The 10,290-nt window shown below is 70.6% G+C and carries 8 protein-coding genes and 1 pseudogene; 4 read left to right on the top strand and 5 right to left on the bottom strand.

Translation table 11 applies throughout. The annotated features are described in order from the left end of the window. Together ACNPM4_RS02960 and ACNPM4_RS02965 are read left to right on the top strand one after the other, a co-directional pair. A partial coding sequence (locus ACNPM4_RS02960) for an FAD-binding oxidoreductase (RefSeq protein WP_448984647.1) occupies positions 1-1,297 on the top strand: 1,297 nt, incomplete at its 5' end. Beyond that, entirely contained in the window at positions 1,290-1,697 is a 408-nt protein-coding gene (locus ACNPM4_RS02965; protein WP_372468772.1) for an NUDIX hydrolase, read from the top strand. The genes ACNPM4_RS02960 and ACNPM4_RS02965, both read left to right, overlap by 8 nt. A gap of 16 nt (positions 1,698-1,713) precedes the next feature. Here the strand turns inward: ACNPM4_RS02965 and nagB are convergent, their stop codons facing one another. The 5 genes from nagB to ACNPM4_RS02990 form a co-directional block, all read right to left on the bottom strand. Then, positions 1,714-2,493, bottom strand: a complete 780-nt coding sequence (gene nagB / locus ACNPM4_RS02970; RefSeq protein ID WP_105711852.1) for a glucosamine-6-phosphate deaminase — start codon at positions 2,491-2,493, stop codon at positions 1,714-1,716. Next, complete coding sequence (locus ACNPM4_RS02975) at positions 2,486-3,451, bottom strand: ROK family protein (RefSeq protein WP_372468771.1); 966 nt, start codon at positions 3,449-3,451, stop codon at positions 2,486-2,488. The genes nagB and ACNPM4_RS02975 overlap by 8 nt, the downstream gene beginning before the upstream one ends. Before the next feature lie 43 nt (positions 3,452-3,494). Then, positions 3,495-4,682: an ROK family transcriptional regulator gene (locus ACNPM4_RS02980; RefSeq protein WP_372468770.1), complete on the bottom strand. Its 1,188-nt coding sequence runs from the start codon at positions 4,680-4,682 to the stop codon at positions 3,495-3,497. Positions 4,683-4,761: 79 nt separating this feature from the next. Then, complete coding sequence (locus tag ACNPM4_RS02985) at positions 4,762-8,025, bottom strand: family 20 glycosylhydrolase (protein ID WP_448984648.1); 3,264 nt, start codon at positions 8,023-8,025, stop codon at positions 4,762-4,764. Further along, positions 8,016-9,233, bottom strand: a complete 1,218-nt coding sequence (locus tag ACNPM4_RS02990; protein ID WP_448984649.1) for an alanine racemase — start codon at positions 9,231-9,233, stop codon at positions 8,016-8,018. The genes ACNPM4_RS02985 and ACNPM4_RS02990 overlap by 10 nt, the downstream gene beginning before the upstream one ends. A 26-nt stretch (positions 9,234-9,259) precedes the next feature. On the opposite strand from ACNPM4_RS02990, the gene ACNPM4_RS02995 reads away from it, so the two are divergent. Together ACNPM4_RS02995 and ACNPM4_RS03000 are read left to right on the top strand one after the other, a co-directional pair. Next, positions 9,260-9,664 (top strand): RidA family protein, encoded by a 405-nt coding sequence (locus tag ACNPM4_RS02995; protein WP_105711849.1) that lies wholly within the window; start codon positions 9,260-9,262, stop codon positions 9,662-9,664. Between the two features lie 104 nt (positions 9,665-9,768). Next, positions 9,769-10,290, top strand: a pseudogene (locus ACNPM4_RS03000) (L,D-transpeptidase family protein); the annotation flags it as partial.

The following is a 10,290-nucleotide window of genomic DNA, read 5'->3' on the forward strand; positions in this document are numbered from 1 at the left end:
GCAGGCCAGAGCAGACCGCTCCGGTCATGCCGCCGCCGGACGCCCGATCGCCGTCATCCACGCCGAACGGGTCGAGCACGTCCAGCAGACCATGCGCATCGCGACGGCCACGCGCACCCCCGTCGTCATCCGCGGTGCCGGCACCGGACTCGCCGGTGCCGCCAACGCCGGCAGTGGCGAGATCGTGCTGTCCCTGCGGCGGATGACCGCGATCCGCGAGGTGCGACCAGACGATCTGCTCGCGGTCGTCGAACCCGGCATCCTGAACGCCGACCTCAACACGGAGCTCGCCCGGCATGGCCTGTGGTGGGCGCCCGACCCGGCCAGCCGCGACATCTCCACGGTGGGCGGCAACATCGCCACCGGTGCCGGCGGACTGCTCTGCGCCAAATACGGTGTCGTCCGCGATGCCGTGCTGGGCGTCGACCTCGTGCTCGCGGACGGACGGCTTCTGCACCTCGGCCACCGGAGCGTCAAAGGCGTCACCGGTCTCGACCTCACCGCACTGGTCGTCGGCTCCGAAGGCACGCTGGGTGTCGTGGTGGGAGCGACCCTCAAGCTGCGCAGGCTCGTGCCCGGAGAGACCTGCACGGTCGTCGCCACCTTCCCCGGCGTGCGCGCCGCAGCCTCCGCTTCTGCCGCTGTCACCGCCGCCGGGGTGCAACCGGCGATCATGGAGCTGATGGATGCCGCGAGCCTCACCGCCGTGCACGCGCTCCTCGGTCTCGTCGCCCCGACGCCGGGGGCGGCCCAGCTCACCATTCAGACCGACGGACCCGCCGCCCGTGCCGAGGCCGACGCCATCGCGGAGATCCTCCGTTCCCATGGCGGGGTCACTGTGGTCTCGCACGATCGCGCGGAGGGCGAACAGCTGCTCGCGATCCGCCGATCGATGCACGCGGCGATGGCGTCACTGGGAACGACGCTCATCGAGGACGTCTCCGTGCCGCGCAGCGCGATGCCCGCCATGTTCGACGAGATCGCGCGCATCGAACGCGAGCACGCGCTCACCATCCCGACGGTGGCGCACGCCGGCGACGGCAATCTGCACCCCAACTTCCTCTTCGAAGGTCCGGACGTTCCGCCCGAGGTGTGGGTCGCGGCGGACGAGCTGTTCCGCGCGGCGATCCGCCTCGGCGGGACCCTGACCGGAGAGCACGGCATCGGCGTGCTGAAGCGCCGCTGGCTCGCCGAAGAGCTCGGTGACGACCAGTGGCAGCTGCAACGGCAGATCGCCGCGGTGTTCGATCCCCTCGGCATCCTCAACCCGGGAAAGGTGTTCAGCCCCGATGCCTGACATCCATGTGAGCGCGGCCGTGATCATCGATGCCGAAGGCCGGGTGCTGGTCGTCCGCAAGCAGGGCACCACGCGGTTCATGCAGCCGGGAGGCAAGCCCGAGCCGGGCGAATCCGCGGTGCAGACCCTGATCCGCGAGCTCCACGAGGAGTTGGGACTCACGCTCGACGAGAGTGACCTTCACCCACTCGGGACCTTCATCTCCGCGGCCGCGAACGAACCGGGGCACCGTGTCGTCGCTGCGGCCTTCGCGACATCCGTCGACCCCGGAGCCGTCACGGTCCAGGCGGAGCTCGCTGAACTGCGATGGATCACGCCGGCAGACGTCGCGACACTCCCCCTGGCGCCCCTGAGCGTCGAGCACCTGCTGCCGATCGCCTGGCCCGCGCTGGCGGGCTGAACGCGCCGGACAGGCGTCAGATGCCCTGCCAGGCCGGCTTGTTCGCGAACGTATAGCGGTAGTAGTCGGCAAGAGCGAGACGCGATGCCGCAGCCTCATCGACGACGATCGTCGCATGCGGGTGCAGCTGGATGGCGGAGCCCGGAAGGAGCGCGGTGAGCGGTCCCTCGACGGCGCCGGCCACGGCCTCGGCCTTGCCTTCGCCGAAAGCGAGCAGCACCAGGTGCCGCGCCTTCAGGATGGTGCCGAGTCCCTGCGTGATGCAGTGCATCGGCACGTCGTCGATGGAGTCGAAGAAGCGCGCGTTGTCCTCGCGGGTCTGCTCCGTGAGCGTCTTCACCCGGGTGCGCGACGCGAAGGACGACCCCGGCTCGTTGAAGCCGATGTGTCCGTCGGTACCGATCCCGAGGATCTGCAGGTCGACCCCACCGGCCGCATCGATGGCGACCTCGTAGTCGTCGCCGGCGTGCTGGATCGTCGCGAGAGCGCCGTTGGGAACGTGGATGCGCTGCGGGTCGAGACCGAGTGGTTCGACGACCTCGCGCGTGATCACGGAGCGGTAGCTCTCCGGGTGCGACGGGTCGATGCCGACGTACTCGTCGAGCGCGAAGCCGCGCACCTGCGAGACGTCGCGACCGGCGAGCTGCGTGCGCAGCGCCTGGTACACGGGAAGCGGAGTGGATCCGGTCGCCAGCCCCAGCACCGCATCCGCCCGGCGTTCGATCAGCTCGACGATCTCGGTGGCGACCAAGGCGCCTGCGGCCTCGGCATTCTCGACGATGACGACCTCAGCCATGCGGGACGATCTCCTTCTCGGTGATGGATGCGCCGACCAGTGCGGCGCCGAAAGCGGCAGCGGGAGACCCGGCCGGAAGCAGTTCGATTCTCTCATCCAGGCGGAGGGACCGCATGAACGGCGACGCGTCGGCGCCGGCATGCAGCGCCGCACGTACGCCGGCCTCCAGGCGGTCGCCGAGAGCCGTGAGCCCTCCTCCGATGACGACGGTCTCGACGTCGGCCGAGAGGACGAGCACACGAACGGCGGCGGCAGCGCCGTGGAACAGGTCCTCTCGGAGCGCGAGAGCGAGCGGATCGCCGGCGTCCGCGGCGTCGAAGATGTCTCTGATCGGCAGCGCGCCCGGGCGACCCCAGGCCTTGGCGAGCGCTCCGCCGCCGCAGAACGTCTCGACGCAGCCGTGCTGACCGCATCCGCACAGGCGTCCCTTCGGATCGACCGAGAGGTGCCCCACTTCCCCGGCTGTGCCACGGGCGCCGCGCCAGATGCGGCCGTCGATCACGATGCCGGCGGCGACGCCGGTGCCGAGGTTGAGATATGCCATCGACCCGGTGACCCCGCTCAGGGCCGCCGCACCGAGTGCGGCCGCCTTCACATCGTTCTCCACACGGAACGGCATGCCGAGCGCCTGTTCGGCACGGTCGGCGAGATCGAGGGATTCCACGCCGAGGTTGACCGCATGGTCGACGCGGCCGGCGTCGGCGTCGACCAGCCCGGGGATGCCGATTCCGACGGAGCCGATGTCCGACAGCGACAATCCGACTTCATCGGCGAGCCCGCTGACGGCCGTCACGATGCTCTCGACGACGGCATCGTCTCCCCAGCCGGTGACCCGGCGGAGTCGGCCGATGATCTCCCCGGAAGGGTCTACAGCCACGGCGTCGATCTTGGTACCGCCGACGTCCAGGCCCACTCGAATCCGCCGACCGGCGGGGTCGGCAGCACGCGCATCACTCATCGGATGCTGCTCCCCGCGGTCTCCGCGGTGGCGAAGGGGAGCGTCACGACACGCCCAGCTGGCCGGAGAGCACCATCACGGCGGCACCGCGCAGGACGATGTCCTCCTGATGGGTCCGGCGCACGACCACGTCCTCGAACACACCCTCGAGCGTGCGGGCGTGCAGCGTCTCGATCGCGGCATCGATCAGGATGCCGTCGAGCAGATCTGCGGGACCGGAGAGCACGACCTCGGAGAGGTCGAGAGCAGCGACGATCGGAGCGACGGCGATCGCCATGCGCGTTCCGGCGTCGCGCAGGATCTCGTCGCGAGCGTCGGAGTCGGACTCCAGCGCCGCACGCAGGCGGCTGACGCTCAGCCAGGCCTCGAGACAGCCATCCTTGCCGCAGGCACATCGGGGACCGCCGTCGGTGCCGACGACGACGTGCCCGATCTCCCCCGCCGCGAAGCGGCTGCCCAGCAGCGGCTGGCTGCCGGTGATGAGCCCGGCACCGACGCCCTTGCCGATCTTGATCAGCATGAAGTCGGCCTTCGCGTCCCCGAACGTGTATTCGGCGAGCACCGCCGCGTTGGCGTCGTTCCTGGCGAGGACGGGCAGATCCAGGTCGATGCCGAGCTTCGCCTCGAGCGGGAAGTTCGTCCAGCCGAGGTTCGGCGAGCTGAGGACGAGTCCATCGGGCCGCACGACACCGGGAGTTCCGATGCCGACGCCGAGCAGCGGCTGCGTGGAAGCGGCGACCAGGGTCTTGGCGAGCTCGTGCAGGGCCGCGTACGCCGCTTCGCCGTCGGGCGAGTCCGGCCTCGGCACCTCACGCCGTTCGAGCACGTCGCCGTCGAGGCTCAGCACCGCGCCGGTGAAAGCGCTGGGACCCGAGAGATCGAGGCCGAGGATCTGGTGGCCGACGCGGTCGATGTCGATCAGGATGGGCGGCTTGCCCGGACCTACGGCCTCGCGGACGCCCATCTCGATGACGATGCCGTCGGCGATGAATTCGGCGACCAGGTCGGAGATCGTGACTCGGGTCAGCCCGGTCTCTCGCGAGAGATCCGCACGGCTCATCGCACCGGCGTGATACAGCGTCTGCAGCACGAGTGCACGGTTGTGGCCGCGTGCATGCTCGGGAAGCACTTTCGCGCGCGAGCGCAGGTGGCGCCCCGGGCCGAAGGCATGCGTGTTCGCGCCGAGGTACTCTACCGGCGGCGCGGGACGCTGTTCATCCGAAACGGACATGTTTGTTAGTAGACCTTACGAACAAAATTTGTGCAACCTCTCCCCGCGGTCGCGCGAGGAGGGTTACCGAAACGTTACATTACTTTCGAAGCTCGGCGGAGGTGTCCTCCGAACGCTCGAGAAGCCGCGTCACCAGACCGGCGACGATGCGCTCGCGTGCCTCGACCGTGAGTGGTTTGCCGGGCACTCCGGGGCGACGCTGATCGGGTGCAGGTCCGTCCAGTGGACGATACCGCACCCCCGCCGCGCGGAGACGGCGCAGCTGCGTCGGCAGACGTCGACCGAAGTCCGCAAACGGTGCCGGGTCACCACCCTCCCAGAGCCGCTCGGCGATCGCCGACAGACGAGGGAACATCGCGAAGTCGACCCGATCACGGGTGGGCAGATGCTCGCTCCAGACGTTGGCCTGACCGCCGACGGCTCCGTCCTCGACGCGCAGGGTGTACGCCCGCTCGATCGTCAGTGGCGGGCCGACCCTGATGGGCTCCTCCGCGGATTCGGACTGCGGGTAGTCGAGGTACGCCTCGAGGTCGGGGCAGGCCACGACCTCGATGCCCCGCGAGAGAGCCGCGCGCATCGCGACCGGGCCACGCCATGCGAGAATCCGGACGCCGTCGGGCACGTCACCCTCGAGCACCTCGTCCCACGCCAGCGCCGTGCGACCTCTGGCGCGTACGTGAGCGACGAAATGGGCCGTGAACCACGGCTGCACGTCGTGCGCGGTGGCGAGTCCGAGCTCCTGCATACGCGCGGCGGCCGCGGCGCTCTGCGCCCACTCGGTCACCGGGACCTCGTCACCGCCGATGCCGATCCACTCCGAGTCGAACACGTCGCACAGCGCGTCGATGGCCGCGCGCCCGAAGGCCAGCGAGGCCTCGGTGGGCGCGAGCGTGCGCGGGTTCACGCCGAACCGCTCCCACGGCGACTCGACCGGGTCGCCGACGTCGGTGTTCCCGAGCTCGGGATAGGCTGCGAGCGCGGCCTGCACGTGACCGGGGAGTTCGACCTCCGGGACGAGCGTGACGAAGCGTTCGGCGGCGTACCTCACGAGATCACGCAACTCGGCGGTCGTGTAGAAGCCCTCATGGACGCCGGGCTCGACGGTCGCGAGCGGACCGTGGCCGCGCTGCGTCGCTGCTCGACGGGCACCGATCTCGGTGAGGCGGGGGAAGCCCGGCACCTCGAACCGCCAGCCCTGGTCATCCGAGAGATGCAGGTGCAGGACGTTGAGATGGTGATCCGCGAGCTGGTCGATGAGACGACGGACCTCTTCCACGGTCCGGAAGTGACGTGCGACGTCGAGCATCGCGCCTCGCCACGCATAGGCGGGCGCTCCCTCCCAGACTCCGGCCGGAATCGGCGTCGTCGCTCCGTCCGGGTCACGGAGCTGCCGCAGCACCGTGGCACCCCGGTACACGCCGGCAGGACTCGCACCCCGGACCTCGATGCCCGAGGCGCTCACACTCACGCGGAACGCCTCCGGTGCGATGCGACCCGCCGCTGCGGCATCGGCGCCGAGCGTCTCATCGACCACGAGGCGGATGCCCGGCCGTCCGTCGTCGCGACCGACTCCACCCAGCCGGCCCGCAACGGTGGCGAGCTCCGCGGTGGCGAGCACGGGTGTCTCGTCCGACCAAGCGAAACCTGTTGCCAGCGGGTCGATGCGTGCGTCGATGCGCGGCACCGTGGCTCGATGGGCCACCGGCGGCATCCGCAGCGCCCGCCCCGGCGTGGCACCGGTGGGCTCGCCGTCGGAGACCACGGGCACTCCGCCGACCAGCACCTCGACGATGCCGAGCGGTGGGGTGAACGGCTCGTCGAAGGTCGCGCCGGCGGCGATGGTCTCGGGATCGAAGAGCACCAGGTCGGCGGTCGCGCCGGAGCGGATCACACCGCGCGGAGCATCGTCGCGGTCGAGGCCCAGCCGTCTGGCCGGTGTACCCGCCAGGTGCTGCACCGCCTCCTCCAGCGTGAGGATGCCGAGCTCGCGCACGTAGTGTCCGAGATAGCGCGGGAACGTGCCCCGGCCACGGGGGTGCGGCCGCGCACCGATCAGGATGCCGTCGCTTCCGCCGGTGTGCTGCGGGTGGCGCATGATCGCGCGGACGTTCTCCTCATCGCCGATGTGCATCAGGATGCCGGTGGCCCCGGCATCGGCGATGATCGTGTCGAGCACGACGTCGACGGCTCGACGCCCCGTGGTCTCGGCGATCTCGGCGACCGTCCGACCGACCAGGTCGACCAGGTCAGGATGGGCCGTGCCGGAGATCTGGATCTGCGTCCAGTCGGCCCTCTCACCGTGGAAGCCGTCGCAGCCGACCTCTTCGAGCTCGACTCGGACCGTCTCCCGACCGGCCGCGTCCAGCTCGGCGACAGCACGCAACAGGTCGCCCGTGGCGGCGAGCCTGCTCGGCAGCAGGGCCGCGAGCGTGGTGGCTCCCGGCAGATAGGGATAGGTGTCCAGGGTCACGTCGACGCCATCCGCGATGGCCTCATCGATGAGAGCGAGGAGCTCCGCTGCCCGCCCCCGGTTCGGGGTGAAGTTCATCGTGGCGTGGGTGAGGTGGACGGGACACCCGGTGCGGCGGCCGATGTCGAGCGCCTCCCGATAGGCGTCGAGCGCTCCCCCGCCGTAGCTGCGCGTGTGCGGCGCCCAGTAACCGCCCCGTTCCGCGACCACGCGGCACAGCGCCTCGAGCTCCGCCGTGTCGGCGTACATCCCCGGCGTATAGGTGAGGCCGCTCGACATCCCGAACGCACCGGAATCCAACGCCGCGCCGAGCAGGTCCGCCATGGCGGAGATCTCGGCCGACGTCGCCGGGCGGTTCTCATGCCCGACGACCATCATCCTGAGGTTCCCCTGCGGCACGAGCACTGCGGCGTTGGCCACGGTCGCGGCGTCGATCGCGGCGAGCAGGTCGTCCACGGTCCGCCACGGCACCTCGGCCGGCATCCCGTTCCACCCGGCGATCTGGCCGGGGATGACGGCGGCCGCGCGGTCGTCCGACGGGGCGTAGCCGAGGCCGTCCTGACCGAGCACTTCGGTGGTGACCCCCTGCCGGATCTTCGCTTCGTGGGCAGCGCCGCTCAGCACGGCGAGGTCGCTGTGCGCGTGCATGTCGATGAATCCCGGGGCCAGCACCAGGCCGGCCGCATCGATCTCCGTCGCGCCATCCGGAAGCTCGAGGCTCTCCGCCGCCTCGCTCGTCAGCACCGCGGCCACCCGGGCACCCTCGACGGCGACGTCGGCCACGTAGCGCGCCGCCCCCGTCCCGTCGACGACCGTCGCTCCGCGGTAGACCCGCACCAGGCCGGCCGCCGCCTTCTCCGCACTCAGAAGCATGTCGCGACCGCCCCGATCACGCGCGGGTCATCCGCGTCGGGATCGTCGATCACGGCGACCACCCGCCACTTGTCGAACGCCGTGCACGGGTGCGAGAGGCCCAGACGCACCACGTCGCCGACCCCCGCCGAAGCGCCGTCCGCGAGCCGCAGGAACGCGTGCTGATCGTTGAGCGCCGTGATCTCACCGTCGACCGACTGCGGGACCGGCAGATCGAGATCGAACGGCACGTCTCGACGGCCCGCGTCCAACAGGGCGAGGCCCTGTTCCGGCTGCGAGACGACACGCGACCAGGCATGCATCGCCGAACGAAGTGGCGCGGTTCCGATCGACGGGCCGAACGGCGACATGCGGGAGTAGAAGCCGTCGTCGTGGATCTGGAAGGCGCCCGACCGCAGGACGACGTCGGCCTCCGCGCCCTGGGGCGCGAGTACCGCGGCAGCCCGATCGGGGAACGAGCTGCCGCCCGCGCTGAGCACAGGGCGGATGTCCGCGGGGTACACCAGGCGCGTGTGCAGCTCGACGATCGTCCGGAGATACGCGTCGACGGCCGCGACGGAAGCGTCGCTGCGATCCGGCCCGAACGGACCTTCGTACCCGGCGACACCGGCGAGTCGCAGCCCGGGAGCCTCCGAGATCGCCTGCGCGATCCGCTCGCCCTCCTCCACGCTGCGGGCGCCGGTGCGGCCCTGCGCGCCGCCGAGCTCGACCAGCACGTCGAGCGGCCGCTCAGCACCGCGCATCCCGTCCGCCAGGATCGAGACGCCGGCGAGAGAGTCCGCCCAGCACAGCACCCGCAGCCCGTCATCGGCGGCGAGCAGTGCGCTCAGGCGGCGCACCGCCGCGGCATCCGTCACAGCATTGGCGATCAGCACCGTCGCGACACCGGCGTCGACGGCGACCTCGGCCTGCCACGGCGTCGCGACCGAGATGCCCCACGCGCCCGCTTCGAGGAGCCGCTGCCAGAGGGCCGGCGCCATCGTGGTCTTGCCGTGCGGCGCGAGCAGCACACCCTGCTCGCGCGCCCACGCGAAGACGGTCCTCTCGTTGTGCACGAGCGCGTCCTCGTGCACCGTGAGCACCGGAGTGACCAGGTCGGAGAGGCGCAGATCGGCGCCCGCGACCTCCGAGAGTCGGAGTCCCGCAGCATGCGCCGGGAAGCCCTTCGTCCAGGCGCCGAGAACGGGATCCGGAATTTGTAGAGGCATCTAACAAGGCTACTAGGCTGGACGGCATGACCGCGAAGATCCGAGTTTCCACCGATGCCGCCCCCGCTCCCGCGCACACCTTCTCGCAGGGGATCCGCAAGGGCCCGTTCGTCCAGGTGTCCGGCCAGGGCCCGGTCGACCCGCAGACGAACGAGTACCTCTTCCCCGGCGACGTGGCCGCGCAGACCACTCGCACCCTCGAGAACGTCAAGGCGATCGTCGAGGCATCGGGCGCGACGTTCGACGACGTCGTGATGCTGCGCGTGTACCTCACCAAGCGCGAGGACTTCCCGATCATGAACGATGCCTACGGCGCCTTCGTGACCGCGAACACCCCCAGCGGAGTCCTCCCGTCGCGCACCACCGTCTTCACCGGTCTCCCCCGCGAGGAGATGCTCGTCGAGATCGACGGCATCGCCATCGTCGACTGACCTGGCGCGGGGAGGGACGATATCACGGACCGTTGCCTCCCCGTTACCTCCCATCCCGTACCATTGGACCTCAGGACACGTTTGAGATCCGGGGGGTGAAGTTCGTGACCGATCTGATTTCTGCGCCGGGCGCAGCAGCCGAGGCGCATGGCGACGACGCCACGCCCACCGCCGTACTCACGCCGCGGGACTCGGCCACCGACGCCGTCCCGCCCACCACCGGCGAACAGCCGTTGGCGTGGGCCCCCGTCGAGCCGGCCCCCAAGAAGCGCCGCCTCGGCCTCTGGATCGGGCTCGGACTCGGCGTCGTCGCCCTGGGCGCGGGAGCAGCCTCGCTGGTACTCATCGCCCCGGGAACCACCGTCGCCGGAATCCCGGTCGGATGGATGACACCGGGCGCCGCGGCCGAAGCGATCAGCACGCATCTCGCCGAGACCGAGGTCACGCTCACCGGCGACGGAGATGACGCGGTCCTGACCGGCGCCGACCTCGGCGCGTCCCTCGATGCGACCGCTCTCGCCGATGCCGCCTTCGCCGCCCGACCGCTGTGGAACCTCGGCATGTGGATGGGCGATCCGGTTCCCGCCGACATCGCCCTCGATGCGGAGAAAGCCTCCGCGGGGGGG

It is taken from the genome of Microbacterium umsixpiens (assembly GCF_053543675.1).

Excerpts from the sequence above, each read along its gene's own strand:
- ACNPM4_RS02985 (WP_448984648.1), bottom strand. The coding sequence starts at position 8,025 with ATGCTTCTGAGTGCGGAGAAGGCGGCGGCCGGCCTGGTGCGGGTCTAC.
- ACNPM4_RS02965 (WP_372468772.1), top strand. The coding sequence starts at position 1,290 with ATGCCTGACATCCATGTGAGCGCGGCCGTGATCATCGATGCCGAAGGC.
- ACNPM4_RS02995 (WP_105711849.1), top strand. The coding sequence starts at position 9,260 with ATGACCGCGAAGATCCGAGTTTCCACCGATGCCGCCCCCGCTCCCGCG.
- nagB (WP_105711852.1), bottom strand. The coding sequence starts at position 2,493 with ATGGCTGAGGTCGTCATCGTCGAGAATGCCGAGGCCGCAGGCGCCTTG.
- ACNPM4_RS02990 (WP_448984649.1), bottom strand. The coding sequence starts at position 9,233 with ATGCCTCTACAAATTCCGGATCCCGTTCTCGGCGCCTGGACGAAGGGC.
- ACNPM4_RS02980 (WP_372468770.1), bottom strand. The coding sequence starts at position 4,682 with ATGTCCGTTTCGGATGAACAGCGTCCCGCGCCGCCGGTAGAGTACCTC.
- ACNPM4_RS02975 (WP_372468771.1), bottom strand. The coding sequence starts at position 3,451 with ATGAGTGATGCGCGTGCTGCCGACCCCGCCGGTCGGCGGATTCGAGTG.